This window comes from Limnohabitans sp. Rim8, assembly GCF_943326455.1.
Lineage (GTDB): Bacteria > Pseudomonadota > Gammaproteobacteria > Burkholderiales > Burkholderiaceae_C > Limnohabitans_A.
Genome location: NZ_CALPTI020000002.1, coordinates 12,828 through 39,513 on the forward strand (window position 1 = coordinate 12,828; position 26,686 = coordinate 39,513).

Here is a 26,686-nt window from a genome sequence, read left to right on the forward strand (position 1 = left end):
TCATGGCAGGTCGTTGTTCACCGATGCCATGTTGTTGCGTGGCCCAATCTGCCCCAACCGTGCTTTGAGCGATTGCGGCTGGCGCGTCAGGATGGCGGCGTAGTTGGTGGTGTTGGCCAACACTTTTTTCACGTAATCGCGCGTTTCAGAAAATGGGATGTTTTCAGCCCATATGGCCGCTTCGAGCAACGGGCCCTTTCGCCAGTTTCGGGGCCTGCTGGGGCCAGCGTTGTAGGCGGCGGTGGCCATGGGCATTGAGCCTTCAAAGTCGTCCAGCACCAGTTTCAAATAAGCCGTGCCAATCGTCACATTGGTTTCGCGCTCGTTGATTTGTTGGGGCGTGAATCCCGCGAGGCCGATTTTTTGAGCAGTCCATTTGGCCGTGGCGGGCATGACCTGCATCAGGCCCGAGGCGCCCACATGCGAGCGTGCATCCATGATGAAGCGGCTCTCTTGACGGATCAGGCCATACACATAAGCGGGGTCCAAGCGGATGTCGCCAGAGCGGCGTATCACCAGCTCGCGCAGGGGCATCGGAAAGCGTTGTTCGTGGTCAAACACCTCCTTGGTGCGCTCACTGGTGTTGATGCAACGGTCCCACACTTGGCGCTGGCAGGCCAAGTCGGCTGCCGCCAGCAGTTCGCGATCGTTCATGCCGCCGGGGGTGTGCAGGTTGGTGCTGTAGTTCCATTCGCGGTTGCCCTCGGCCCTCAAGCCCAAAGCGATGGCATACAAGGCGCGTTGCAAACCGGGGTGCGTCAGTGCAGCGGATTTCTCAGACGGCGTCAGTGGCGATGGGCGCTCGGGCGTGGTGATGGCCTGGCCCAACTCTTCCAACGCCAATTGCTCGTAAAAACCGCGAACGCTGGCGATTTGGGTCAACAAGGTTTGGGCTTCGTGGCGTTGGACTTCGGTGGGGGCCAGGGCCAGCAGGGCGCGGGCGCGCCAATAGGTCCAAGCCGGGTCGCTGCGCGTACCCGCGCTCATGGCTTGGGTGGCCGAGAGCACATGAGGCCATTGGCCTTGGCGCAGGGCCGCACGCACTTTCCAAGTCAGCAAGTCGTCGTTCAGGTCACTGTCTTTTTGAACCTTGGCAAAGTAGGCGCTGGCGTTGTCTTGCAGTTTTTGTGCGGCTTGCTTGCCGATCACGGCCCAAGTCCAGTTGCGCTCTTCGGCACTCAGTTGCCGTCCCCATTGCTGCTCGAGCAATTGGGCCGCTTGATCGGGCTGACTGGCGGCCAAGCGGATCAGCGCCAACACGGCCAATTCTTTTTGGTTGCGCGTGATGGCCAAAATGCGTTTGTTCAGGTAGCCCGATGGATCGGCGTGGATTTTGTTCACTTGTTCGCTGGCGCGCGGTGCTTCAATGTCCACAGCCGCTTGGGCGGCGCGAGGCCGGTTGGCGTCCATGGCGATGCGGGCTTTGCGCCAAATGTCCAGCGCGTTGATTTGCCGCCCGGAATGCAAGTGTTCGGCCACATAGGTGCAACCGTCGTCTGCTTCGCGCAGTGAATACCAAATGCGCTTGGCCTCTTCGACCACATCGGCTTTGGTGTTCATGGCTTCGGTGGCCAAGGCATAGCAACGCACTTCGCGGTCATCGCGCATGCGAAAGCGTGGGTATTCGGCGGTGAACGTGGCCCAGTTGCGGCGTTTGCCCAGTTGTTGTAACCAATCGTTGCGCAGGCGGTCTTCGTAGTAGCTGCCTGCGAAGTTGTTCAAAAATTGGCGTATTTCCGATTCTGAAGCGGTGTCCAGCCGGACCCGCATCTCCCAATAGGCGGCCAAAGGCTCCAACACGTGTCCGCGCACTTGGGGCAGCAGGGCCGACAAGCGTTTGGCGTCGTTTTTGTTGTAAGCCTTGTGCATTTCAAGCAAGGCTTCATCGCCCTTGCTTTGGGCCTGTGCCGGCATGCTGAACAAGCCGGTGGTGACCAAGCTGGCCAGCAGTGTCAGAATCAGAGTCAATTTCATGGGTGGATTATGGACAAAGCTGAAGCCAAAAAGGCCCTGCGCAAGGCCTTGATTGAAGAAAGACTGCACCTGCCAGACCGTCTGTCACGGGCCGAAGCTCTGCAGCGCGTCATGCGCATTTGGTTGTTTGACCGCCCAGACACCGTGATTGGGGCCTATTGGCCCATCAAGGGCGAGTTTGATCCTTTGCCTGCGCTGCACCGTTGGAAAGAGGATGGCGAACTGCATGGTGAGCCGCAGCGCCGCCAAATTGGTTTGCCCGTCGTCAACAAACAGCACAAAACCCTGACTTTTCACACCTGGTACCCGGGCTGCCCGATGGAAGAAGACGCCTACGGCATCCCCAAACCCAAAGACACCGAAATCATCGTACCTACTTTGCTGTTTGTGCCCTGCGTGGGCTATGGCATTGGCGGTTACCGCTTGGGTTATGGCGGTGGCTTTTATGACCGCACTTTGGCCACCCTGCAACCGAAACCCTTCACAGTGGGACTGGGTTACACCCACGGTTTCTTGGATGACTTGGAGCCCGAAGACCACGACGAGCCACTGGACGCGATCTTGAACGACAACGGGGTGGTGTGGCCGGTTTGAGCCAGACCCCAGAAAACCATGGCCCGACCCAAATCCGCTACTCACGACATCAAGCGCGATGCCATTTTGGACATCGCCGCGCAATGCTTTGCCCAGCGCAGTTATCCGGCCGCCAGCATGAACGAGATTGCCACCGCGTGCGGCACATCCAAAGCCCGGCTCTACCATTACTACGAGAGCAAAGAGGCCATTCTGTTTGACTTGTTGGACCGTCACACCCAACGCCTGTTGGCGGTGATCGCGCAAACCGAAGCCACGGCCCAGCGCAAAGACCTGAACGAACGCGCTACTTTGCACGAGTTGGTGCGGGCGTTCTTGCAGGAGTACGAGAACTCGGCCACGCGGCATGCGGCGCTCTTGAACGACACCCAGTTTTTGAGTGATCTGCCCGACCCGGCCTTGAACACTGCGCACGTGTCGCCGCGTGAGCTGATCCTGAACCGTCAGCGTGACATCGTTGCCGCCATGACCCGCTTCATGAAAAGGGCCTACCCAGAGCGCCTGACTCCCACCAACCAAACCGCCTTGACCATGATGCTGTTGGGCATGATCAACTGGACCTTCACTTGGCTTCGCCCGGGTGGGCCGATCAGTTATGCGGCCTTTGCCGACGAGGTGATTGGCATGTTGGAAAAAGGTTTGGGCTGAGGTTCAGGATCACGGTTGGTTGGAGGGTTGGAATTTAACAATCCGTAATGCATTTCGTTTAGGTAAAATCAAAACTTCACCGTCTGGAGCATTTTCATGTCCAAAACACCCGCCAAAGCCCCTGCAAAAGCCCCCATCAAAGCATTCGCCAGCCAGGCGGACTTGACCGAAAAAAAGATCACATTTGAGCAACTCAGCGAGCACTGCTGGGCTTACACCGCAGAGGGTGACCCCAATTCGGGCGTGATCATCGGGGACCGTTTCATCATGGTCAGCGACGCCACGGCGACGCCTGACATGGCGAAAGACCTGATCAAGAAGATCCGTACCGTCAGCGACCTGCCCATCAAATACGTGCTGCTGACGCACTACCATGCGGTGCGTGTTTTGGGCGCCTACGCCTACGCCGCCGAAGGCGCGACCGAGATCATCGCCAGTGAAGGCACGCTGGACCTGATCAAGGAACGCGGCGCACAAGACATGAAAAGCGAGATGGAGCGCTTCCCGCGCCTGTTCCGAGGTGCCGACAGCATCCCCGGTTTGACCTGGCCGACCATGGTGGTGGGCGGCGGTAACCCCACAAAAAGCGAGGTGCCCGGCAAGCTCAGCATCAACTTGGGCGGTGTGGTGGTGCAAATCTGGCACCCAGGCCCGGGTCATACCCGTGGCGACACGATTGCTTGGGTAGAAGAGGAAAAGGTACTGTTTTCAGGTGACTTGGTCGAGTACGAAGCCGGTGTGTACACGGGCGATGCGCAGCTCGAAGAATGGCCTGCCACGCTGGAAGCCTTGCGCGCTTTGAAAGCTGAATTCATCGTACCCGGCCGCGGCGAAGCCATGAAGGGCAACGCCAACGTCAACAAGGCGCTCGATTACACGCAGCGCTGGGTGACCACTTTGTTCCAGGCCGGCAAAGAAGCGGTTGCAGGCAAGATGGACCTCAAAGCCGCCATGGCCCACACGCGCAAAAGCATGGATCCAGTTTTTGGCCATGTGTTCATTTACGAGCACTGCCTGCCGTTTGATGTGACGCGCGCCTACGACGAAGCCAGCGGCATCAAGAACCCGCGCATTTGGACCGCAGAGCGCGACATGGAGATGTGGAAAGCGCTGCAAAGCTGAAGCCTGTCACGCACCTCACAAAAAAACCCCGCGCAGTCAGACTGGCGGGGTTTTTTGTTGGGTGGGCAGAGCGTGGTGCGTGGAGCCCGGCTGTTCAGGGCCGGGTCAGGTCTTGGATGTCCCGCTCATAGGCCCGCAAGCGCCGAGCCACCCGCACCCGCTGTTCGGGCGTGGTGGTGTTGTGCAGTTGAGCCAGGTTCTCGCAAGCCCTTTGCGACAAACTTTGGAAAACGGCACGCTGCGCCGCATCCGTGGGGGTCAGCCAGCGCTGCCAAACGCCCCACAACTGGGCTTCGGCTTGGGCCGGTGTCATGCCACTTTGGGCCACGCGTTGCAGGGTGGACAGCAAATCTTGTTGGCGACGTTGGCGGTCGCGCCGTCCCCACTCTGCTGTCCAAGGCGACTGGGCCAGTTGTGCCCTGACCATGCTGATTTGCGCCGGATTCAGATCCCCGTAAAACGAGTTGAAGCGGTTCACCGCCTTGTCCAAGCGGCGGTCCAGCCGGGCTTGTGCATCGCCCTGCAGCCACTCTTTTTCCCAATCTTCATTTTTGCTTTCCCATTGGCGAGCGATGTGGCTCAGTTGCCTTGGTCCCAGCGCCAAAACAACCGGAGCCGCTTGCACCACCGCTTGCCGCATCAAGACATCCAGCCGGGCTTGGACATCGGTGGCCACGCTGCAAACCTGCTCGGCTTGCAAAGGACCTGTGGACAGCTGCCCGATGCGTTGCAGCACCTCGCCATAACCGGCCAACTCTTCGCGGCGGTGCCACTGGTACAGCTTGTCAATGGCCTCTTTGGCTGCAGGCGTTTGCGCGTTGCTGAACGACACCGTGCTGTCGAGCCACCAATAGGACAAGGTTGGCAATTGCTGGTAACCGAGTTTGATGGCGCTGCACGCGGGCAAGAGCACCAGCGCCAAAACGGCGAGGCCGAAACGGATCATTGCAGGCCCTGCAGGATCAGGCGCCATTGAATCAAGGTGCCCGTGTTGCCCAGTGAGCGGTCCTTGACCTGAAGGGCCCAGCGTCCTTGTGATACGGGCCCTGTGCCAATCGCGGACAGCAGTTGGATGCTTTGCAGTTGACCTTGCTCGGAGTCACATGATGAACCCAAAGGGGTCGGTGAAGGCAGCGTCAGGGCAAGGGCTGAATTGGGCGGGAGGATGGACCAGCTCAAGTCAGCAGGGCTGGTGTGTGCCAGACACATCTCAATCCTGGCAGACGAAACGGATTTCAGGCTGCAATTTTGGTTGTCCCAGGTCACGGTGATGCCACTGGTGTTGTTGTCCGGGATCTGCAAGCCCGACAGGGCTGGTCGGCCCGCCCACAAGCTGGTTGAGTCGCAAGTGACGTCTCGCAAGGTGCTTGATTCCTGCACTTGTGATCCGCCGCAGCCAGCCAAGATCAGGGAGCCGACCAAGCCGACACAAGCCAGTCTGAAGGAAAATTGACGCATGTTAAGAGTGCCTTTAGAGCGAATCATAGGCCCGATGCGGGACAGCGATAATTTAACCATGGGTGATCATCTTTAAAAATCGCCGGGTACATCTGAAAGTTTGAAGTCTATGAAAGCCTCTTTCCCCCCCATCGACGTCGTCATCATGGCTGCTGGCAAAGGCACCCGCATGAAAAGCCGCTTGCCCAAAGTGCTGCAGCGCTTGGCGGGTGTACCGCTGGTGCAGCATGTGCTCAATACTGCGGCGCAACTGAACGCCCGCTCTGCCGTGGTCATCACCGGCCACGGCGCTGACCAAGTGGAACCTTTGGTTCTGGCCTCGGGTCAGGCGCTGGCCGTGCAATGCGTGCGCCAAGAGCCGCAACTGGGCACCGGCCACGCTGTGCAGCAGGCGGTGCCCGTGCTGCCCGACGATGGGGTGGTGGTGATCTTGTCGGGGGACGTGCCGCTGACCCAGGCCGACACCCTGCAAGCCCTGATCGCGCAATGTGGTGGCGCCAAGCTGGCGCTCTTGACCATTTGCCTGCCCGACCCTACGGGCTATGGTCGCATCGTGCGGCAAGGTGATGCTGTGCAAGCCATCGTGGAACAAAAAGACGCGACCGATGCGCAGCGCCAGATCAACGAGGTCTACAGCGGCATCATGGCCGTGCCCTCTCGCCTGCTCAAAGTCTGGCTGGGGCGCATCGACAACCGCAACGCCCAAAACGAGTACTACCTGACCGATGTGGTCAAGCTGGCCGTCGCCGACGGCGTGCCCGTGGTAACCCACACCATCAGCGACCCGGTGCAGGTGGCTGGCGTGAACAGCCCGGTGCAACTGGCCGAGCTGGAACGCGCCCACCAACTGCGCCAGGCGCATCGCCTGATGGAGCAAGGCGTGCGCCTGAAAGACCCCGCCCGCTTGGATCTGCGCGGCCAGCTCGATTGCGCGCAAGATGTCGAGATCGATGTGAACTGCATTTTTGAAGGCAGCGTGTCCTTGGGCGAAGGCGTGAAGATCGGTGCGAACTGCGTGATCGCCAACTGCACCATCGGGGCAGGCGCGGTGATTCACCCCTTCACCCACATCGACGGCGAAAAACTCGGTGTGTCGGTGGGCGAAGGCGCCCTGATAGGCCCCTTTGCCCGTCTGCGCCCCGGCGCGCAGCTGGGGGCCGAGGTCCACATCGGCAACTTTGTGGAAGTCAAAAATTCCACCATGGCCAAGGGCGCCAAAGCCAACCACTTGGCTTATCTGGGCGACGCCACCGTGGGCGAGCGGGTGAACTACGGTGCGGGCAGCATCACCGCCAATTACGACGGGGCCAACAAACACCGCACCGTGATCGAGGCCGACGTGCACATCGGCAGCAACTGCGTGCTGGTCGCCCCCATCACCATCGGTGCAGGTGGCACCGTGGGCGGCGGCTCCACCATCACCAAGAGCACCGAGCCAGGCTCGCTCAGCGTGGCGCGCGGCAAGCAGGTCAGCATCGCGAACTGGGCGCGGCCCAAGAAGCAGCCCAAAGCCTGAGGGTGCCCGTTCAGCGTGCTGTTCAGCGCTGTGTGCCGGACTTTTTCAAAGCCGCCCAGGCCATGCGGTCCACCCAACTTGGGGCGAGTAACTTAAGCCAGCGGCCCACATGTCCGATGGGGTTCATCAGCAAGTCGCGTTGGCGTCGCTCAGTGCCTTGCAAGATTTTTTGTACGCACAACTTGACCGGCATGGCCTTGTCTTCGCTCAGGCCGCTGGAGCCTGCAGGCTGGCCCAGGGCATTGAAGCCGCGGCGGCGGATGTCGGTGGCCACCACGCCGGGGTAGGCAATCGTCACCGACACCCCATCGCTCAGCAATTCGGTACGCAGCGCCTCCATGAAGCCATTCATCGCAAATTTGCTGGTGCAGTAAGCCGTGCGACCCGGCACACCCACCAAGCCCGCCAAAGACGAGACCGCCACGATGCGACCGCGTGAGGCTTTGAGGTGCGGTAGCGCGGCATGTGTGCACCAGATGGTGCCCCACAGGTTGACCCGCATCAGCTCTTCGTACCATCCCAAATGGGCTGCATCCACTTCTTGCAGCAGGGCGTGAGCAGATACACCGGCGTTGTTGATCAGCGTGTCGATCCGGCCAAAATGCTGCACGGTTTGTGCGATCAGGGCTTCGCAGTCTGCGCGCACGCTGACATCGGTGGGCACACACAACACCTGCGCCCCGTGCTGGCGACAGGCATCAGCCACCGCTTCCAATTTGGCCGCCTGGCGGGCGGCCAGCACCAGCGCCACGGCGGCACCTTTTGTGCGGGCCAGCTGCATGGCCATTTCGGCCCCAATGCCTTCAGATGCACCCGTGATGATGATCACATTCATGCCAGATTCCTTGTGGTGGACTTGCGGAAGCTGTGCACGCCCGGTTTGCTTCAGGATTCTTTCACACTCGCGTGCACAGGGCGCAGACTATTAAATCTCGATCCAATCGAACGATTCATTCGTTTTGTGCTATATTGGTGCCATGCAAACCCTGACTGCTAACGAAGCCAAAACCCAGTTCGGCCATTTCATCGATCTGGCGCAACGCGAGCCCGTGCGCGTCATGCGCCGTGATCGTGTGGTCGGTGTCATGGTCTCCGCGCACGACTACGAAGCCATGCGTGAGTTTTACGCCAACCGCCTGCAGCACACCTTGGTGGACACGGCGACCAAGGCTGAACGTGCGGGCTTGACCCCTGAGCTTCTGGAAGATTTATTGCGTGACGAGTCTTAAGCTGGTCATGGACACCAACATCCTCATCAGCGCTGCACTTTCTGTACAAGGTGCGCCTGCGCAGTTGGTGCTGTGTGCCCTGGCTCGGCACCGTTTGGTGTTTTCTCAAACAACGTTTGAAGAGCTGCGCACGCGGATTTACCGACCCAAATTTGACCGTTACATCTCCTTGGACGACCGCGAGCGTTTGTTGCGCGACTTCAATGCCAGCGCGATTTGGGTGGATCCAGGAGAGCCTGCACAATATTGCCGGGATCGCGATGACGATCATTTCATTGAAGCAGCGCTCAAGGCCCAGGCCGATTACTTGGTTAGCGGCGACAAGGATCTGCTGGAGACGCCCCCCGTACAAGGACTGCACGTGGTGTCGGTCCATCAGGCAATGGAAGCTTTGGGGCTTTAGTCGCTGGCCAACAGCGGCCAGGTCGTCGTGAACTTGGCGCGTTTGGTCGCAAAAAACGCCTTCACATTGCGCACGTTGGCGTCTTGGGTGAACAGGGTTTGGCTGATTGCCAGATAGTTAGGCATGTCGCGGGCCTGCACCACCAGCATGAAGTCAGGGCCTGGGGACACGCGCCAGCACTGCTGTACCGCATCGTGCGTCACGGCGCGGGCCTCGAAGGCGTCGAGGTGTTCGCTGCCTTGTTTGTCCAAAGACACCTCGACCATGGCCGTGAGGCCGTGGCCCAGCGTGGCGGCTAGCCTGTCGGTGCTGAGCACCGCCACTTGGCGCTCAATCCAACCGCCTTCAACCAAGCGTTTGACTCGGCGCAGGCAAGTGGGGGGCGAGACGTTGACCTTTTCCGCCAGCGCCACATTGCTCAGGCTGGCGTCGCGTTGCAGGCTGTCCAGCAGTTGCAGATCGATCGCATCAAGTTCATTGTGTTCCATATAAATGATTTTATTGAAATAAAATTCCAATTTATCGTGAATGTGAAATTATCATTTAAATAAAATCAATAAATTAACGAGAAATTTCTTTTTGATCGTTCTAACATCCAGCACATTGCTTGTTTTGGAGCTTCAACATGTGTGGCATCGTCGGCGCCGTTTCTTCCCGCAACATCGTTCCCATTCTCGTACAAGGCCTGCAGCGGCTCGAATACCGTGGCTATGACTCTTGCGGCGTGGCCGTGCACGCGGCCAGTCTGGGTGGCAAGGGCGGTTTGCAGCGCGCTCGCAGCACCTCGCGTGTGGCCGAGTTGATGGACCAGGTCAAGGTCGATCACATCGAAGGCGGCACCGGCATCGCCCACACCCGCTGGGCCACGCACGGCGCACCTGCGGTGCACAACGCGCACCCGCACTTCAGCCACGGCACGGGCGCAGCAGACACCAAGCCTGGCAAAGTGGCGCTGGTGCACAACGGCATCATTGAAAACCACGAAGAGCTGCGCGCCGCCCTGCAAGCCAAGGGCTATGTGTTTTTGAGCCAGACCGACACCGAAGTCATCGCCCACCTCGTGGACAGCGTGTATGACGGCGACATTTTTGAAGCCGTCAAAACCGCCATCCGCCAATTGCACGGCGCATATGCGATTGCCGTGTTCCACAAAGACGAGCCGCAGCACGTGATCGGCGCTCGCGCAGGCTCACCGCTCATCTTGGGCGTGGGCCAAGGCGAAACCTTTTTGGCCAGCGACGCGATGGCTTTGGCCGGTGTGACCGATCAGATCGTTTATCTGGAAGAAGGCGACGTGGTCGACATCCAGCTGGGCAAATACTGGGTGGTGGACCGTGATCACAAGGCGGTGAGCCGCGCCGTGAAAACCGTGCACGCGCACAGCGGCGCGGCCGAACTGGGGCCGTATCGCCACTACATGCAAAAAGAAATCTTCGAGCAGCCCCGCGCCATTGCCGACACGCTCGAAGGCGTGGAGGGCATCACGCCCGAGTTGTTTGGCGACGGTGCTTATTCAACATTCAAGGCCATCGACAACGTGTTGATCTTGGCCTGCGGCACCAGCTACTACAGCGGCTGCGTGGCCAAGTACTGGATCGAAGCCATTGCCAAAGTGCCTTGCCAGGTCGAGATCGCCAGCGAATACCGTTACCGCGAATCGGTGCCCAACCCCAACACCCTCATCGTCACCATCACCCAAAGCGGTGAAACCGCCGACACCTTGGCGGCGCTGCGCCACGCCCAGAGTCTGGGCATGAAGCACACACTGACCATTTGCAACGTGTCCACCAGCGCCATGGTGCGCGAGTGCAAACACGCCTATGTGACCCGCGCCGGGGCCGAAATCGGCGTGGCCTCGACCAAGGCATTCACCACGCAACTGGCCGGTTTGTTCTTATTGACTCTTGCGCTGGCGCAGACCCAAGGGCGCCTCAGCGACGAAGAGGAAGCTGGGCACATCAAGGACATGCGCCACCTGCCCGCTGCGCTGCAGGCGGTGCTGGCGCTGGAGCCGCAAATCATCGCGTGGTCGCAAGAATTTGCAAGCAAAGAAAACGCGCTGTTTTTGGGCAGGGGCACCCACTACCCGATCGCACTCGAAGGCGCACTCAAGCTCAAAGAGATCACCTACATCCACGCCGAGGCCTATGCCGCTGGCGAGTTGAAGCACGGCCCCTTGGCTTTGGTGACCAGCGCCATGCCTGTGGTGACGGTCGCACCCAACGACCAGCTGCTCGAAAAGCTCAAGAGCAACATGCAGGAAGTGCGGGCGCGCGGCGGTGTGCTCTATGTGCTGGCCGATGGCGACACGAAGATTGAAAGCAGCGAAGGCGTGAATGTGATTCGCATGCCCGAGCACTATGGTGTGCTCTCACCCATCCTTCACGTGGTGCCTTTGCAGCTGCTGAGTTATCACACCGCGTGTGCGCGGGGGACGGATGTGGACAAGCCTAGGAACTTGGCAAAGAGTGTGACGGTGGAGTAAGGGGCCCCAGCGCTTAAACCATCAACAGCGTTTTGATTACTCCATCCACGGACAGGATGATGAATTTGGTGTTGCCTTTGACGTTCACACTTTGTTGGTGTCGCTGCTGCGCTGGCGTGCTTGATTTGACAATGCAGGCACCGACGGCCAAGCCCCATCGCCTTGAACCCCACACGGTTAATTCTCTGTCTGGTTCAAGTTGGTGTTAATTTAAACAGTTTCGCGCGCCCTGCGCATTTAACCCGCACCGAACCATGACGCTTCACACCGCCTTGCCGCAGCCACGCACCCCGTCTTCAGGCTTGTCCCATGTTCGAGGGTTTGACGATCAGCCCCTGAGCAACGCTTGTTTGCACGAGTTGCTGGACCATGCTGTGCAGCGCTGGCCCGAGCGGGATGCGGCTGTTTTTTGTGCCGAAGGCATACGTTGGAGTTGGGCTGAGTTTCAAAGCCAAGTGAACGCTGCCGCAGCCGCCTTGCATGCACTGGGAGTGCAACGTAGCGACAGGGTGGGCATCTGGTCGCCCAACCGTTCAGAGTGGCTGGTCACGCAATTTGCCACGGCCCGCCTGGGGGCGATTTTGGTCAACATCAACCCTGCCTACCGTGTGGCCGAGTTGGCTTATGCGCTGAACAAAGCCAGCGTATCGGTTTTGGTCAGTGCCAGCCGTTTCAAAACCAGCGATTACCTGGGCATGTTGGTTCAGCTCGGCTTTGGTGCTGCTGATTCACAACTGCCAACTTTGCGGCATGTGATCCGTTTGGGTGCAGGGGGCCATGCCGACATGGTGGATTGGTCGGCCTTGATGGCACAAGGCCACACCCGCTTGCCCGATGCGCAAAGCCTGAATGCCCACCAGGCCATCAACATCCAGTTCACCAGCGGCACCACGGGTGCGCCCAAGGGGGCAACGCTGACGCACCACAACATCGTGAACAACGCCATTGCCGTGGCTGCTTGCATGCGCTTGTCTGAACAAGACCGGCTTTGCATTCCGGTCCCGCTTTACCACTGCTTTGGCATGGTGTTGTCGGTCTTGGCATGTACCTCGGTGGGGGCAGCCATGGTTTTCCCGGGTGAAGGTTTTGACCCCGTGGAGACCTTGTCTGCTGTACAAGCCGAACGCTGCACGGCTTTGCATGGCGTGCCCACCATGTTCATTGCCGAACTCGATCACCCCGAATTTTCGCGTTTCGATTTGAGCACCTTGCGCACCGGCATCATGGCGGGTGCGCCTTGCCCCATCGAGGTGATGCGCCGGGTTCAGTCGCTCATGCACATGCGCGAGGTGACCATTGCTTACGGCATGACAGAGACCAGCCCAGTCAGCTTTCAAAGCGCCACCGACGACCCGCTCGACAAGCGGGTCACCACCGTGGGCCGCGTCTTGCCTCACTTGGAAGTGCGTATTGTGGATGCGCAGCGCCAAACCGTGCCAATTGGTGAAACGGGTGAGCTGTGTACGCGGGGCTATTCGGTCATGCAGGGCTATTGGGATGAGCCAGAACGCACGGCCGACACCATCCAAGACGGCTGGATGCACACCGGCGACTTGGCCACCATGGACGCCGAGGGGTACTGCAATATCGTGGGGCGCTTGAAGGACATGGTGATCCGCGGTGGAGAGAACATCTACCCGCGTGAGATCGAAGAGTTTTTGTTTCGCCATCCCAAAATTGCCGCGGTGCAGGTTTTCGGTGTGCCGGACGAGCGTTATGGCGAGCAGCTTTGCGCTTGGGTAGTGCAGCGCCCGGGGGCCGAATGCACGGAACAAGAGCTGCGAACTTTTTGTGAGCAAAATATCGCGCACTTCAAAGTGCCCCGTTACATCCGCATGGTCGAAGAACTGCCGGTCACGGTGACGGGCAAGCCGCAAAAGTTTTTGATGCGCGAGGCCATGGTGGCCGAATTGGGCCTGAACCGCCCGACGTCAGCCTGAACCTGAAGCCTTCGTGCAGCCTTCATGAAGCCTTCACCATCGCCAAGCCCCATAGAGGTTCTGTCTTCGGGTGTGCATGGCAAGGGCGTGTTTGCCACACGCCACATGGCTGCAGGTGAACGGGTCATCGAGTATGTGGGTGAGCGCATCAGCATGGCTGAAGCCATTCGCCGCCACCCGCACGATGCGGCCAACCCAGACCACACTTTTTACTTTCACTTGGACGATGGCCAGGTGATCGATGCGCTGTACGGTGGCAATGACTCTAAATGGATCAACCATTCGTGCCGCCCCAATTGCGTGCCCGATGAAGTCAAGGGCCGCATTTACATTGTGACGCGAAGGCCCGTCTTCAAAGGGGAGGAGCTGAACTTTGACTATGGCTTGTTCAGTGACGAGCCCCTGACCGATGCGCTGAAAGCCCGGTATGTCTGCCGCTGTGGTGCTCCCAAGTGCCGGGGCACGATGCTGACAGACTGAGCGCTCAGACCCTGATGCCTGCCCCTGCTGATCAAAAGCCTTGGCGTTTTTGGTCGCGCAACATGAACAGGTACAGGCTTTCTACCTTCTCGCGTGCCCAAGGGGTTTTGCGCAAAAACTTCAGGCTGGAGCCCACGCTGGGCTCGTGGGTGAAGCAGCGCACGGGGATGCGTCGCCCCAGATCGTCCCAGCCATAAAAGTCGGCCAGTTGGGTCACGATGGCTTCCAAGGTCAGGCCATGCAGTGGGTTGCGTGGTTGTGATGGCTGTGGGGGCCGATGTGCTGGGGCGCTTGAATCCAGGGTGGTTGGCGAAGGGTCAGGCGTTGGGGTGGTGTCGTCGGCTTGCATGGGCCGATTGTCAGCGCAAAAAGCCTTGTCAGTCAGCATTTGAGTCTGTTGGTGTTTTAGCGCACAGTGGTTGAGCCGCTTGGGGCCCTAGGCTCGGACTTTGCCAAGAGCGCGATACCCGATGACTGTTGCTGAACTGAATCCTTCCGACTTGCGCCTGACCGTGGACCCTACTTCTTTGGGCTTTGAGGACACGTCCGAGTTGTTGGGTTTGCCATGGCCTTGGTTCGGACAAGAGCGTGCCGAGACGGCTGCCCGGTTTGGATTACAGATCCGTCAGCCGGGCTATAACCTGTTGGTTTTGGGCGCTGTGGACACGGAAAGAACACGCATGCTGACGCGGCTCATGCTCGAGCAGGCCGCCTTGCGACCTGTGCCCCCGGATCTGTGCTTATTGAATAACTTTGAACAAACTGGTCAAGCCTTGGCGATCCGGGTGCCAGCTGGTCAAGGCAGACACTTGCACCAAGGCATGGCCGCCTGGGTGCAAGCCATTCAGGGGGAAGTGCCTCAACGCTTATTGGAAGCCGATTTTTTGGCTGCGCGGTATGAGCTTGAACAAACATTCAAAGTCAAAACAGAAGTGGCTTATGCCGTTCTGACCGCATACGCGCAGCTTCATCATTTTGCGGTGGTCCGCGACCAAGGCCACATGGTGTTCACCCTGAAAGACGTCCATGGTGAACCCGTGACCGCCAGCAAAGCCTTGTTGCTCAGCGCAGCGGAACGCACAGCGTTGAACGCGGCCGAAGAGGCACTGCGGGAAAAAATGGACCAGTACCTTGAATGCGCTCGTTCCACAGAGCATGCCATGGCCCAAGCGCTGGCTGCTCTGCGCCAGCGCTTTTTGCGCCCAAGCTTGGCGCATGGCTTGGCCCAGTTGCGCCAAGCGCTGAACTTCCCGCCTGACACCGATGCGCGGCTGGCGGCCTACATGGAGCTGGCTTTGCAATGTGTGCTTGAAAAGCACAGCCTGCTGATGCACGGTGACCAAGAATCGACGCGACGGGCAGAGTTGGCCCTGCTGCTGTCGTGGCTCAAGGTGAACGTGGTAGTGGACCACCACGCCTCAAAAGGCGCACCGGTTGTTGTTGAGGACAACCCTGTTTTCAACAACCTGTTTGGCAGCATCGCCCTTGCGGCTGACGGTGGGGGGCAGGAGATCGATTTCCTAAACCTGCGTGCGGGCAGTTTGCTGCGGGCACATGGTGGTTTTTTGATGTTGCACCTGCAAGACCTTTTGGCCGATGCACCTGTATGGGAAAGGCTTCGTAGACTCATGCGCAGCGGCCGATTGCAGCTGGAACCGCTGGGTTTTTCATCCAGCGCTGCGCCTGAACCGCACTTGTGGTCTGAGGCGGAGGATGTGGACATCAAGCTCGTGCTGATCGCTTCGACCGAGGCTTTCAATGCGTTGCAAGAGCTTGACCCCGATTGGGCGTGTCACTTCGCTTGCAAGGTGGAGTTGGCCGAAAGCTTCAAGGCGACACCCCAAAATGCACTGGCCATGGCCGTGGAGGTGGCACACATTTGCCAACGCTTGGGTTGGTTGCATTGCACTGCCGGAGCGGTTGCGCGGGTCATGGAGGACAGCCACCGTGCAGTGGGCGACCAAACGCGCCAGAGCGCCCGCACCGGTGTGTTGCGAACCTTGGTGGTAGAGAGCCATGCATTGGCACAAATGCGAGGGGCGGAACGGGTGGAGGCGCAGGATGTGCTGGTTGCCAGCCAGAACCAAAGAGCGCGACGTGATGGCCTTGAAGCGCGGGTTCAAGACAGCATCGCCAGCGGTGAACGCTTGTTGGTGGTCAGTGGTGAAAGGGTGGCGCAGGTCAATGGTTTGACCGTCATGGACCAAGGCGACCACAGTTTTGGGGTGCCTGTGCGGGTCACCGCCCGCGCGTTCGCGGGCGACGAGGGCCTGCTCAACATCGAGCGGGAAGTCGATATGTCCGGGCCTATTCACGACAAAGGGGTGCTGATCTTGCACAGCTATTTGTCGGGTTTGTTTGCCCACATTGCCCCTTTGTCGATGAATGCCGCGGTGGTGTTTGAGCAAGAGTACGGTGGTGTGGAGGGCGATTCGGCCTCTTGTGCCGAGTTGTATGCCTTGTTGTCCAGTCTCTCGGGCTTGCCTTTGCGCCAGGGCATTGCCGTCACTGGCGCAGTCAACCAGCAAGGTGATTTGCTGCCGGTAGGCAACATCAACGAAAAGATCGAGGGCTACTTCCGCAGCTGCGAGTTGTTAGGACTGGATGGCCAACAAGGGGTTTTGATGCCGGCGCGCAATCGGCGGCACCTGATGCTTGCACCCCAGGTGGTGCAAGCCGTGGCACGGGGTCAGTTTCACATCCATGTGGCGGACCAAGTGGGAGAGGGCATGAGCCTGCTGACAGGGGTTCCTTATGGCCTGTGGGGTCCCGGTGGGTATGCGGTGGGTTCGGTGCTGGCCCGTGTTCAAACCACGCTGCAGCGTTTTCGCCATGCCTGCGAGCTGTTGGCTTCGCACCGGTCGAAACGTCGATGGCGTGAGGTTCGGTGATGGATTTCGCTGACAAGGCCGAAAGCTGACTACTGGTTTGAAAGTAATGATTTTGATATTTTTAAGGATTTCCGTTTGTCCTTGGCTTGGCTATCGTGGTCATCAGGCCTTACCCCAGGTGGCGCGGGGCAGCATGTGCCATGTTTCAGAAAGAGCAATCCATGAGCATTGAACTGGTTTTGGCAGATCCCCATCCGGTGCTGCTCGAGGGTTTGTCGCAGGTTTTTCAAGAATGCCCTGAGTTTGTCGTCAAAGCCTGTGCCAGTTCGGGAGACGATGCACTGGCCGCAGTGAAAAAACACCAACCCGACATCCTTGTCATGGATGTTTCTTTAGCCAATCGAAGCGGCTGGTCGGTCTTGGAGGACGTGCAGCAACACCACCCGCTGACCCGACCTGTGGTGTTCACGGATGCACCGATTGAAGATGTCATGCGTGTCATCGATTGTGGTGTGCCGGGTTTGGTGGGGAAAGACAAGTCACGCCAAGAGTTGGCGAGTTGCATACAGGCGGTCCATGCGGGGCATCAATGGTTGGACCGGGACCTGACCCTGAAGACCATGTCTGTGCTGATGGCGCAGCAAAAGAAAAAGCCGGTGGTTGTTACGCCTTTGACGCCCAGAGAGTTGACCGTGGCCCGCATGGTCACGGAAGGTTTGCCGAATAAAAAAATCGCCAGCCAGCTGTTCATCAGTGAGGGCACTGCCAAGCTGCACCTGCATCACATTTACCAAAAATTGCAATGTCCCGGACGCATGTCTTTGCAGCGCTACATGCAAGACAACGGTTTGATGTGAAGCTCATCCATCTCGATTCAACCAACAGGAGAAGACTCTATGGCAAACGATAAGCAAACCCATGAAATCGAAAACTTGGAAAACATGAGCCACCATTACAAGCAGGCATCTGAGGAGTTGCTTCACGCTTACCAGCGCAATAAGGAAGCTGCACGCCATCACGATGCAGGCGCGTTCAAGGCGGCATTGCACCACGCCAAGTTGTCCAAGCACCACAGCTTCAATGCCCATGCACACTTGACCGATGCGCTCGGCATAGCTGAGAAGCTTGATGCGGCTCAGCCCTGGCCCAGTTTGGCTGCGCGCCCGCCATCTGGCTCCGGCGTTCATTGATTCGCTGATTCTTTCTCTCTTTGTGTGCTGTTGCGAACAGTCAAAAACCGGGAGGCTTTTTACACTGAATCCAGTACTTGCATTTGTGGTCTCGTCTTGATGGACGGCCGTTGGTTGCGGTACAAGATCAAAAAAGGAGCGTTTCCATGTCCATTCGTGTTTTGTTGTCGTCCAAGCACAAAGTGGTGTCAGAGGGCATCGCCGCCGTCTTGAGAACGCACCCTGACATTCATCTGGTCGGGATGGCCGATACAGACGCGACCACACAAGCCCTGTGCGCGGAGTCGGATCCCGATGTCCTGTTGATCGGTATGCATGCCAATGGGCAGCAAGATTTGTCCTTGATGCAAAAAATTGCCCAACAACCGATCAGCCCCCACATGGTGGCTTTTTCGGGAGACACCGATCGGCATTCAGTCATTGAAATTCTGGATGCCGGCGCGAAGGGCTATGTGTCGACCACCAGCAGCATTGACGAGTTGATGTTGGCCATCCGATCTGTGGCTTTGGGACGGGTTTATTTGTGTCAGACTGCAGCTTCGGAAATGATGGCGTCTGTGCGCAACTTTCGTTCAGGTCAGGGCGCCGGGAAAAACCATTTGGGAAACCGCGAAGAACAAGTTTTACGCTTGATTGCTGATGGTTTCTCTTCCAAGGAAATTGCCCGAAATTTGCAAATTGCCCCCAGTACCGTTGAGGTACACCGGCGCAACATCATGCGCAAAGTGGGCTTGCACAAAGTGGCAGATTTGACCCGCTACGCCATCCGCAATCAGATGGTTTCGGTTTGATCGTGAACATGTGCTTGCGCGCACGATGAGCACTGCAGAATTCAGCTTGGCTGGGCAGCTTGCGCCAAACCGGGCAAGTCCAGCACATGCACTTGGCCGCGTGAATAGGTCAAAAGCCCTTGGTCGCGCAGCCGGCCCGCAGCCAGAGTGATGCTCACCCGCCTGACGCCCAGCATCTGAGCCAAGTGTTCATGTGTCATTTGCAAGGTGTTTGTTTGGGCGGTCTGTGCCGACAGGACCAGCCAGGCCGCCAGCCTGGCTTGGATGTCCAGGGTCTGAATACTCGCAGCCAACGAGGCCACATGCGTGACCAGCAACCACAACTGTTGTGCAATGGCATTCAGTATGGCAGGGTGCTCAAGTGCCAGTGTTTGCAGGGTTGGGGCCTGGATGCACCATGCCTGGCCTGCGCTTTGCACCCGGTGCTGAATACCGTGTGGGCCGCTGTTGAGCACATGGTCCAGTCCTACCGCATGCGCAGCCCCGAGCAAGCCAACAGCCAAGCCCGCATGGTGCTCGTCTTGAACCATCATGGCCACAGTGGCACCCGCCAAAAAATAAACCAGCGGCTTACTGTCCTGGGAATTGAGCCATTGCCCAGCTTTCAAGGAGACGGGCAGGCAAGCGTTCAACAGCAGTGATTGCTCCTGCTCAGGCAGTTGAGAAATGAGCCCGTTGTTTGTAAGGTTCACAAAAGACAATCGTGCAGATGGAAAGCGTGAGCTGACATGATCACAAATGGAATGTGGGGTTGAAGGGCATGGAGAAAGCTGTGTGAGTATAAGTTCGGTAAATCCTGAGTAAATCACGTTTTCAATCCATATTTATGTTCGATAAAGAACATAGAATCCGAGTAATCCATATTTCTTATCCTTTCGATTTAAAACAGTGACCTTCCCCCATTCGACCAATTCATTGATGCAGCGTTTGCAACAGGCAGCACCGGGACTTGTGCCAGCCTGTGGGCGGGTCGATCTCAAGCCTGGGCCTTGGCCGGGCCCGGATGGCATTTCCGATGACTGCCTGTACTTTCCTGAAACGGCTTTACTGGCTTTGTCCTTGCCTTCTTCGAAGAGCGGATCCAGCACACCCCAAAGCGCACGTCTGGCCTTGATGGGGCGCCACAGCGTCTGGTCACGCCGCCAGGCGCTCTCCAGCGATTTTCTGGCCGAGGTGCTCGTCCCCGGTCATGCCATGCGGGTGTCCGATTCGGTGGTTCGTGCAGTCAAAACGACTTTGGCAACGTGGTGGTTGCAGGTGGCGACCAGCAACCAGCATTTGATTTCCCAAATGGCTCGCATGACCTTGTGCGCGCACAAGCACAGCGCACCACAAAGCCTGGCCAGCTGGTTGCTGATGGCCCAGCACAACAGCGGCGCCAGCCCGCTTCTGATGCCCATGGTGACCTTGCGTGACTGGCTGGGATGGGCCCCCGATACATGGCAAAGTGCCTGGGGTGCACTGGAAAGCCAAGGGGTGGTGGCTCTGATAGGTCAGGGCCCATCGGCAAAAATTCAGATCAATGCTTTGGAGGCGTCTGGTTTGGCCTGTGCCTGTCACCAACTGGCCAAACTGTATGACCCAGGCCAAGGCTCATGGCGCTGATGGATTGGCCAGCATGGCCCGGGCCAATGATTCGGCCACCTTGATGCCGTCCACCCCCGCCGACAAAATGCCGCCCGCATAACTGGCGCCTTCACCCGCAGGATAAAGACCTTGGGTGTTGGTGCTTTGGTGGTCGTCGCCGCGCGGGATGCGCAGGGGCGAAGAGGTGCGTGTTTCCACCCCGGTCATCACCGCATCGGCCATGTCGTAGCCCTTGATCTTGCGGCCAAACACCGGCAGCGCTTCGCGCATGGCCTCGACCGCGTAGTCGGGCAACACATCGGCCAAGTCGACCCACTTCACGCCAGGTTTGTAAGACGGCAGCACGCTGCCGCAGGTGGTGGAGGGGCGCTGCGCCAAAAAGTCGCCCACCAGTTGGCCAGGGGCTTCGTAGTTGCTGCCGCCCACTTCAAAGGCGCGGGTTTCGAGTTGCCGCTGCAACACGATGCCGGCCAGTGGGTGTGGGGCAGGCTGTTGTTGTGCGGCCAATCTATCCGCTTCTTGCTCCAGCTGCGCACCGTCCTGCTCGCCAAAGGCGGCTTGCCAAGCGGCGGTGTCCAGCGGGTAATCGGGCGGGTCAATCGCCACCACCATGCCCGCGTTGGCGTTGCGTTCGTTGCGCGAGTACTGGCTCATGCCGTTGGTGACCACGCGGCCCGGCTCGCTGGTGGCCGCCACCACGGTGCCACCGGGGCACATGCAAAAGCTGTAAACCGCGCGGCCGTTTTGCGCGTGGTGCACCAGTTTGTAATCGGCCGCGCCCAGCAGCGGGTGGCCTGCGTGGCGGCCCCAGCGGGCCTGGTCGATCACGCTTTGCGGGTGCTCGATGCGCACGCCAATCGAAAACGCCTTGGCCTGCATGGCCACGCCACGGCGGTGCAGCATGACAAAGGTGTCGCGCGAGCTGTGGCCCAAGGCCATGACGGCGTGGTGTGTGTGCAGGGTGTGGTGTTCGCCTGTGCGCAGGTCTTGCACCTGCAGCCCGGTGAGCTGTTGGCCGTCTGCGGTCGGCGTGAGCAGCACATCGCTCACGCGCTGCTCAAAGCGGATCTCGCCGCCCAGCGCAATGATTTGTTCGCGGATGTGCTCCACCACCTTGACCAGCTTGAAGGTGCCAATGTGAGGGTGCGCGGCGTACAGGATGTCGGCGGGGGCTCCTGCCTTGACGAATTCGTCCATCACCTTGCGGCCCAGGTGGCGCGGGTCCTTGATTTGGCTGTAGAGCTTGCCGTCAGAAAAGGTGCCTGCGCCACCTTCGCCAAACTGCACATTGCTTTCGGGGTTGAGGACCTTTTTGCGCCACAGGCCCCAGGTGTCTTTGGTGCGTTCACGCACAGGTTTGCCACGCTCCAGCACGATGGGTTTAAAACCCATTTGCGCCAGGGCCAGGGCGGCGAACATGCCGCAGGGTCCAAAGCCCACCACCACCGGACGCTCGCTTTGTGTTACGCCAAAACTGGCTGGGGCCTGGCAAGGCGGATGCCAAGCCATGTCGGGTGTGGGCTGGATGTGCGGGTTTTGATCGAACTTGCGCAGCAAGTCGACTTCAACTTGTGCATCGGCGAACGACAGGTCCACGATGTAGACCGCCAGCAAGTCGGCCTTGCGGGCGTCAAAGCTGCGTTTGAAGACGTTCATCGAGGCGATGTCGGGGGCGCTGATGCCAAGTGCCTGCGCCGCCAGTTGGCGCAGGGCAGCTGTGGGGTGCGGTGTGGGCAGGCGGTCTTCGTCGGTTTCGGACGGTGCGTCGGCCGCGCGGCGCGATTCAATCGGCAGGGCCGACAAGGGGAGTTTGAGTTCTGAAATCCGGATCATGGCAACCTCTGTGGCTTGTGGTTATCAAGCAAGAAGCGCTGATTATCCTTGAGGCAAGAAGCCATCGACCGACAAATAGCGCTCGCCCGTGTCGTAGTTGAAGCCCAGCACGGTGGCTCTGGCAGACAACTCGGGCAGTTTTTGGGCGATGGCCGCCAGCGTGGCGCCAGAGGAGATGCCGACCAACATGCCTTCTTCGCGGGCCGAGCGGCGGGCGTATTCACGGGCAGCCTCGGCGTCGATCTGGATCACGCCGTCGAGCAGGCTGGTGTCCAGGTTTTTGGGAATGAAACCCGCGCCAATGCCTTGAATGGGATGTGGCGCTGGCGATCCACCTGAGATCACAGGCGATGCCGCAGGCTCGACCGCAAACACTTGGAGATTGGGGAATTTGGCCTTGAGCACACGGGCCACACCCGTCAGGTGTCCGCCAGTGCCCACGCCTGTGATGAGGGCGTCGATGCCTTGCGCAAAGTCGGCCAGGATTTCCTGTGCCGTGGTGCGCACATGCACGTCGGTGTTGGCCGGATTTTCAAACTGCTGGGGCATCCACGCGCCCGGGGTACTGGCCACCAAGGCCTGGGCGCGGGCGATGGCGCCTTTCATGCCTTCGGCGCGGGGCGTCAGGTCAAAGCTTGCGCCATAGGCCAGCATCAGGCGGCGGCGCTCGACGCTCATGCTGTCGGGCATGACCAGCACCAGCTTGTAACCCTTGACGGCGGCCACCATGGCCAGGCCGATGCCGGTGTTGCCCGAAGTGGGCTCGACGATGGTGCCGCCGGGCTTTAAGGCGCCAGATTTTTCAGCGTCTTCGACCATGGCCAGCGCAATGCGGTCCTTGATCGAGCCGCCGGGGTTGCTGCGTTCGGACTTGATCCATACATTGGCGCTGTCGCCAAACAGGCTGTTGATGCGCACATGCGGCGTGTGGCCGATGGTGTCGAGGATGCTGTGGGCTTTCATGGCGGCTCCGAAGGGTTGATGCGGTTTTGAACCATTGTGAGCGAGGGTGCCGAATGCCGATGTCTTGCACAGCACAAACAGAGCTTGGCCCATGACACTGCGAGGCGCAGTGCCCGTGGATGCGCTCAGGTCATAATCACCGGGTGAAGCACGCCAGACCGCCGCTGGTGCAATTTCCGAAAGGAAGCACTGGAGGAACGTCCGGACTGCACAGGACAGCGTAGGAGGCAACGCCTCTCCACCGTGAGGTGAGGATCAGAGCAACAGAGACGAGCCGATTGAGTTCGGGTGAAACGGGCAATCTCTACGCGCAGCAATACCAAGTAGGCCTTCCTGAAGGTGTGCGGTTCGCCGCATGGCTTCTCCCTGTGGTTCCGCGGGGTGAGTTGGCGGGTAGGTAGCACCGAGCCGGGAGGGCGACCCCCGGCCCAGAGTAATGGCGGTCACGCAGCGGGCAACCGTTGTGCACAGAATCCGGCTTATCGGCGGGCTTCACACTTTTTTCAGACCCACAAAAAACCCGCCGAAGCGGGTTTTTTGTGAGGTGTAGCTGAAGATCAACCGCGTGAGGGCATCAAGCTTCCAGCCAGAGCGAACACCGAATTGGGGGCGGTGATTTTCATCGCACTTTTGGGCTTGGCAAACACGCCGCGCTTGACGGCAGGTTGGGGAGCTGGTTCGACCGTAACACCTTTTGTGCGCTGTTCGGCAACCAATTGACGCAAGGTGATGGACTGCAAATGGGTCAGCATTTTCTCATTCAGGCTGGCCCACAGCTCGCTGTTCATCCAGCCGCCTTCGGCCGAAGCCTCTTCGTCTGATGGGGCATCTACAGCACCCACAATGTCAGCCATGGTGATTTTTTCAGCATTGCGTGACAGCGAATAACCGCCGCCAGGACCACGGGTGCTTTCAACCAAGCCGTGTTGGCGCAACTTGCTGAAAAGTTGTTCCAGATAGGACAAGGAGATTTGGTGGCGCATGCTGATGGCGGCCAAAGATACGGGTCCGCGGTCTTCTCGCAACGCCACATCAATCATGGCAGTGACTGCAAATCGGCTTTTGGTGCTCAAACGCATGGTGGGCTCCTTTTAGCGTTGTAATGGGCTGTGGATACAGTCCGAACCTAGGGTGTCAAAACATATCGTGTACGTTTGTGACTGATCGGTCATTTCTCAAACTGTCATTCAGTTGAGGGTACAACGCGATTATTCAAGGCGAATAGGCGCATTTGGGGTTTGTAGGGGATTAACAGAAGATTAAAACCTTTCATGTCCTTCCAGTTGCCGCCATTGACCCGGTTCCAGAGGGGCCAGACTCATGCGTCCCACCCTTTGGCGACGCAGGTCTTGCAGGGGGCATTGTTCGTCCAGCCAGCGGCCCAGCTCCAGTCCATCGATGTCTTTGCCCGCGATGCGCAGCACCGTGAGTTGGTCGGTTTGGCGGTTGATGCTGGCCCGGATGCCTGGCCCGTTCAGGGCCTTGAGCAGGTCCTCGGACACTTCGCCGCCCACGGTGGCCATCCATTCTTGCTCCATCGGGCTTCGGCGGTCTTCCAGGTGGCGCAGCACGCTCACGTCGTCCGTGAAGATGCACAGACCACTGGTGGGTTTGGCCAGCGGTAAAGGCATGTGCATTTTGGACAAGCGTGCAGGTCCCCAAATGCCGGGCTGGGGTGCTTTGAGGCCCGCGGTGTCTTGCAGCCAAGCCAAGTTGGCCACCCGGTGCGCGGGTTTGAACAGCACCAGGGTCATGGGGGCCAGCGCAGCCATGGAGACCAGGCGGTTCACCTGCACGGTTTGTTCTTCACGCACACGTCGGGCCGGGTCGGTCACGACTTGGCCTGCCACCTGTACACCACCAGCCACGATCAGGGCTTCGGCCTCGCGGCGCGAGCAGTTTTGCTCGGCAGCCACGCGTTTGGCCAGGCGGATGCCTTCTTCAGAGGAAATCATCAATGCTTTCAAAAATACCCAAAGCGAATCAAGACAGGGCTTGTTCGCGGATGTGGTCCACATGTGCTTGGAGCGATCGGGCCGCCACGGGCCACAGACGGGATGGCACATCGTCGTAGGCTTTTTCCACCCATTCCTGCAGGCTACCCTGGGGCAGGGCCTGCATGGCGGCGGCTATTTTGGCCTCGCGTTTGAGACGATGAGCCTTCAGGTGCGTGATGGCTTGGTGGGCAAAGCCCAGCACATGACCGTGCGCGGGCAAGATGAATTCGATGCCCCCTGCATTGCAGGCCGCTGCCAGTTTGTCCAGCGATTCCAAATAGTCACCCATGTGGCCGTCGGGCGGGTCGATCACGGTGGTGCTGCCGTTGAGCACATGGTCCCCAGAAAACAGCAAACCGTCTTCTTCGAGCACCAAGCACAGGTGATTGGCCGCATGGCCAGGGGTGTGCACCACGCGCAGGGTGTGGGTGATTTCACCGTCCACCCCAACACCTTGCAGCACCAGTTTTTCACCGTCGCCCAGCTCGCGCTCGGGTGTGAAGCGGCTGTTGGCGCGGGCGGTGGGCTTGGAGGCCAGGCCCAGAATCGGCGGCTTTTGGGTGCACAGCGCCTGCAGCGGCGCGGCGCCTGGGGAGTGGTCCGGATGAGAGTGGGTACACACAATGGCTTTGATTTGCCCCCCTGCGGCACGCCACAGGCGCTGCAGGTGTTCGTCGTCAGCGGGGCCAGGGTCGATGGCGATGTAGCCCGTGTTTGGGTCGCCCACCAAGTAGCTGTTGGTGCCGGGGCCGGTCATCACGCCGGGGTTGGGGGCAGTCAGGCGCTGCACGTTTTTGAGCAGCGGCACTGCTTGGTCTGTCTTCCAGTCCAGGTGGTGGTGGATTTGCCCGTCGGGCGTGACCAAGGCCAGCTCGCCAAACGGGGCTTCGTGCTCCATGTAACGCGCTTCGTTGCCCGCCAGCCAGCCGGCGCGAGGGCAGCTGGTCCACAGCGGTTCGTCGTTGACAGCGCAGGCCAGCAACACCGCATCGACCGTTGTAAACGCTTTCAGTCGCTCCAGCGTGCGAATGGTGGGGTACACCATGAAAAACTGACCGGCTTCATGGCGCGTCAAAGCCTCCATCGGGCTTACCCAAACAGGCTCAAATTGTTCGGTTTCGTCAGCCACAGGGGTTTGGCCTTCGGGCATGCGGGCCACCAAAAAAGGCACGTCAAAGCGGCGCGGCAGATCGCGGTCGGTGATCCAGTGGGCCAGCACGAAGACCTGGTCGGCCGCCAGTGTCAGGTCCAGAGCTTGGCACTGTGGGACAAAAGTGGCTTTGCGGTCAATTTGCGCAACGTCGCTGTGGTTGGCCCAGCGGCCATCGGCATGGCGGGCGAACAAAATGCCCAGTTCCTCAAAGCTCTCGCGGATGGCGGCAATCGCCTGCGTCAGGTGCAGGTCGGTTTGTTTCGGGCGGCGCTGCGCCATGCTGTGCGCCTGGGCGTCGGCTGCATCAATGCCGCCACCCGGGAATACATAGGCGCCGGGCGCGAAACTGGCCGTCATGGAGCGGCGGGTCATCAGCACTTCAAGGCCTGGCGGCCCATCTCGCAGCAGCAGCACGGTGGCGGCTGGGCGCAGGGGCGCGGGTTCACGTTGGGGGTGTAAGAGTTGGGATGTGCGTGCCATGCCCCATTATCG

General features: G+C 59.3%; 26 protein-coding genes and 1 other RNA gene. 15 read left to right on the plus strand and 12 right to left on the minus strand.

Annotated features, from left to right (window positions below; genetic code table 11):
* Entirely contained in the window at positions 1-1,974 is a 1,974-nt protein-coding gene (locus tag Q1M54_RS01390; RefSeq protein WP_300552863.1) for a lytic transglycosylase domain-containing protein, read from the minus strand.
* Positions 1,975-1,983: 9 nt separating this feature from the next.
* Between Q1M54_RS01390 and Q1M54_RS01395 the strand changes: the two genes are divergently transcribed.
* From Q1M54_RS01395 to Q1M54_RS01405, 3 genes are all read left to right on the plus strand, one after another.
* Positions 1,984-2,568: a 5-formyltetrahydrofolate cyclo-ligase gene (locus tag Q1M54_RS01395; protein ID WP_300552866.1), complete on the plus strand. Its 585-nt coding sequence runs from the start codon at positions 1,984-1,986 to the stop codon at positions 2,566-2,568.
* Between the two features lie 18 nt (positions 2,569-2,586).
* Complete coding sequence (locus Q1M54_RS01400) at positions 2,587-3,216, plus strand: TetR/AcrR family transcriptional regulator (protein ID WP_300552869.1); 630 nt, start codon at positions 2,587-2,589, stop codon at positions 3,214-3,216.
* 96 nt (positions 3,217-3,312) lie between these two features.
* Positions 3,313-4,338 carry an MBL fold metallo-hydrolase gene (locus Q1M54_RS01405; RefSeq protein ID WP_300552872.1) on the plus strand — a complete coding sequence of 342 codons (1,026 nt, stop codon included), beginning with the start codon at positions 3,313-3,315 and terminating at the stop codon, positions 4,336-4,338.
* Positions 4,339-4,432: 94 nt separating this feature from the next.
* Here Q1M54_RS01405 and Q1M54_RS01410 read toward each other — a convergent pair whose 3' ends face one another.
* Together Q1M54_RS01410 and Q1M54_RS01415 are read right to left on the minus strand one after the other, a co-directional pair.
* Positions 4,433-5,284, minus strand: coding sequence for a DUF6279 family lipoprotein (locus Q1M54_RS01410; protein ID WP_300552874.1), 852 nt, complete (start codon positions 5,282-5,284; stop codon positions 4,433-4,435).
* Positions 5,281-5,796 carry a proprotein convertase P-domain-containing protein gene (locus Q1M54_RS01415; protein ID WP_300552876.1) on the minus strand — a complete coding sequence of 172 codons (516 nt, stop codon included), beginning with the start codon at positions 5,794-5,796 and terminating at the stop codon, positions 5,281-5,283. The genes Q1M54_RS01410 and Q1M54_RS01415 overlap by 4 nt, the downstream gene beginning before the upstream one ends.
* A 109-nt stretch (positions 5,797-5,905) precedes the next feature.
* Between Q1M54_RS01415 and glmU the strand changes: the two genes are divergently transcribed.
* Complete coding sequence (glmU, locus tag Q1M54_RS01420) at positions 5,906-7,312, plus strand: bifunctional UDP-N-acetylglucosamine diphosphorylase/glucosamine-1-phosphate N-acetyltransferase GlmU (protein ID WP_300552878.1); 1,407 nt, start codon at positions 5,906-5,908, stop codon at positions 7,310-7,312.
* A 22-nt stretch (positions 7,313-7,334) separates the two neighbouring features.
* Here glmU and Q1M54_RS01425 read toward each other — a convergent pair whose 3' ends face one another.
* Positions 7,335-8,147 carry an SDR family oxidoreductase gene (locus tag Q1M54_RS01425; RefSeq protein WP_300552881.1) on the minus strand — a complete coding sequence of 271 codons (813 nt, stop codon included), beginning with the start codon at positions 8,145-8,147 and terminating at the stop codon, positions 7,335-7,337.
* A gap of 142 nt (positions 8,148-8,289) precedes the next feature.
* On the opposite strand from Q1M54_RS01425, the gene Q1M54_RS01430 reads away from it, so the two are divergent.
* Both Q1M54_RS01430 and Q1M54_RS01435 read left to right on the plus strand, forming a co-directional pair.
* On the plus strand, positions 8,290-8,541 hold the full coding sequence (locus Q1M54_RS01430; RefSeq protein ID WP_300552883.1) for a type II toxin-antitoxin system Phd/YefM family antitoxin: 252 nt from the start codon (positions 8,290-8,292) through the stop codon (positions 8,539-8,541).
* A gap of 7 nt (positions 8,542-8,548) precedes the next feature.
* On the plus strand, positions 8,549-8,944 hold the full coding sequence (locus Q1M54_RS01435) for a putative toxin-antitoxin system toxin component, PIN family (protein ID WP_300552885.1): 396 nt from the start codon (positions 8,549-8,551) through the stop codon (positions 8,942-8,944).
* On the opposite strand, the gene Q1M54_RS01440 is transcribed toward Q1M54_RS01435, so the two are convergent.
* Positions 8,941-9,432, minus strand: a complete 492-nt coding sequence (locus tag Q1M54_RS01440; protein WP_300552888.1) for an Lrp/AsnC family transcriptional regulator — start codon at positions 9,430-9,432, stop codon at positions 8,941-8,943. The genes Q1M54_RS01435 and Q1M54_RS01440 overlap by 4 nt on opposite strands.
* Positions 9,433-9,569: 137 nt before the next feature.
* Here Q1M54_RS01440 and glmS point away from each other — a divergent pair, with 137 nt between their 5' ends.
* The 3 genes from glmS (at position 9,570) to Q1M54_RS01455 (ending at position 13,849) form a co-directional block, all read left to right on the plus strand.
* Positions 9,570-11,429: a glutamine--fructose-6-phosphate transaminase (isomerizing) gene (glmS, locus tag Q1M54_RS01445; RefSeq protein WP_300552891.1), complete on the plus strand. Its 1,860-nt coding sequence runs from the start codon at positions 9,570-9,572 to the stop codon at positions 11,427-11,429.
* Between the two features lie 254 nt (positions 11,430-11,683).
* On the plus strand, positions 11,684-13,369 hold the full coding sequence (locus Q1M54_RS01450; protein ID WP_300552893.1) for an AMP-binding protein: 1,686 nt from the start codon (positions 11,684-11,686) through the stop codon (positions 13,367-13,369).
* Positions 13,370-13,393: 24 nt separating this feature from the next.
* The gene (locus Q1M54_RS01455; RefSeq protein ID WP_300552895.1) at positions 13,394-13,849 is read left to right on the plus strand and encodes an SET domain-containing protein-lysine N-methyltransferase; all 456 of its coding nucleotides are present in this window, start codon (positions 13,394-13,396) and stop codon (positions 13,847-13,849) included.
* Positions 13,850-13,880: 31 nt separating this feature from the next.
* Here Q1M54_RS01455 and Q1M54_RS01460 read toward each other — a convergent pair whose 3' ends face one another.
* Positions 13,881-14,198 (minus strand): VF530 family protein, encoded by a 318-nt coding sequence (locus Q1M54_RS01460; RefSeq protein ID WP_300552897.1) that lies wholly within the window; start codon positions 14,196-14,198, stop codon positions 13,881-13,883.
* 121 nt (positions 14,199-14,319) lie between these two features.
* Between Q1M54_RS01460 and Q1M54_RS01465 the strand changes: the two genes are divergently transcribed.
* The 4 genes from Q1M54_RS01465 (at position 14,320) to Q1M54_RS01480 (ending at position 18,661) form a co-directional block, all read left to right on the plus strand.
* Complete coding sequence (locus Q1M54_RS01465) at positions 14,320-16,740, plus strand: AAA family ATPase (protein WP_300552899.1); 2,421 nt, start codon at positions 14,320-14,322, stop codon at positions 16,738-16,740.
* Between the two features lie 161 nt (positions 16,741-16,901).
* Positions 16,902-17,537, plus strand: coding sequence for a response regulator transcription factor (locus tag Q1M54_RS01470; RefSeq protein WP_300552901.1), 636 nt, complete (start codon positions 16,902-16,904; stop codon positions 17,535-17,537).
* Positions 17,538-17,576: 39 nt separating this feature from the next.
* Positions 17,577-17,870 carry a hypothetical protein gene (locus tag Q1M54_RS01475; protein ID WP_300552904.1) on the plus strand — a complete coding sequence of 98 codons (294 nt, stop codon included), beginning with the start codon at positions 17,577-17,579 and terminating at the stop codon, positions 17,868-17,870.
* Positions 17,871-18,016: 146 nt separating this feature from the next.
* Entirely contained in the window at positions 18,017-18,661 is a 645-nt protein-coding gene (locus Q1M54_RS01480) for a response regulator transcription factor (RefSeq protein WP_300552907.1), read from the plus strand.
* 41 nt (positions 18,662-18,702) lie between these two features.
* On the opposite strand, the gene Q1M54_RS01485 is transcribed toward Q1M54_RS01480, so the two are convergent.
* On the minus strand, positions 18,703-19,293 hold the full coding sequence (locus Q1M54_RS01485) for a Crp/Fnr family transcriptional regulator (RefSeq protein WP_300552909.1): 591 nt from the start codon (positions 19,291-19,293) through the stop codon (positions 18,703-18,705).
* A gap of 286 nt (positions 19,294-19,579) precedes the next feature.
* Between Q1M54_RS01485 and Q1M54_RS01490 the strand changes: the two genes are divergently transcribed.
* Positions 19,580-20,266 (plus strand): hypothetical protein, encoded by a 687-nt coding sequence (locus Q1M54_RS01490; RefSeq protein ID WP_300552911.1) that lies wholly within the window; start codon positions 19,580-19,582, stop codon positions 20,264-20,266.
* Here the strand turns inward: Q1M54_RS01490 and Q1M54_RS01495 are convergent.
* Complete coding sequence (locus tag Q1M54_RS01495) at positions 20,255-22,081, minus strand: NAD(P)/FAD-dependent oxidoreductase (protein ID WP_300552913.1); 1,827 nt, start codon at positions 22,079-22,081, stop codon at positions 20,255-20,257. The genes Q1M54_RS01490 and Q1M54_RS01495 overlap by 12 nt on opposite strands.
* Positions 22,082-22,123: 42 nt before the next feature.
* Positions 22,124-23,044, minus strand: a complete 921-nt coding sequence (gene cysK / locus Q1M54_RS01500) for a cysteine synthase A (RefSeq protein WP_300552916.1) — start codon at positions 23,042-23,044, stop codon at positions 22,124-22,126.
* Between the two features lie 145 nt (positions 23,045-23,189).
* Here cysK and rnpB point away from each other — a divergent pair.
* An RNA gene (rnpB, locus tag Q1M54_RS01505) (RNase P RNA component class A) lies at positions 23,190-23,542 on the plus strand.
* Between the two features lie 59 nt (positions 23,543-23,601).
* Here the strand turns inward: rnpB and Q1M54_RS01510 are convergent.
* From Q1M54_RS01510 to Q1M54_RS01520, 3 genes are all read right to left on the minus strand, one after another.
* Entirely contained in the window at positions 23,602-24,123 is a 522-nt protein-coding gene (locus tag Q1M54_RS01510) for an Rrf2 family transcriptional regulator (protein ID WP_300552919.1), read from the minus strand.
* 180 nt (positions 24,124-24,303) lie between these two features.
* Complete coding sequence (locus tag Q1M54_RS01515; RefSeq protein WP_300552921.1) at positions 24,304-24,999, minus strand: S4 domain-containing protein; 696 nt, start codon at positions 24,997-24,999, stop codon at positions 24,304-24,306.
* A 28-nt stretch (positions 25,000-25,027) separates the two neighbouring features.
* On the minus strand, positions 25,028-26,674 hold the full coding sequence (locus tag Q1M54_RS01520; RefSeq protein WP_300552924.1) for an MBL fold metallo-hydrolase: 1,647 nt from the start codon (positions 26,672-26,674) through the stop codon (positions 25,028-25,030).
* Positions 26,675-26,686 lie beyond the last annotated feature (12 nt).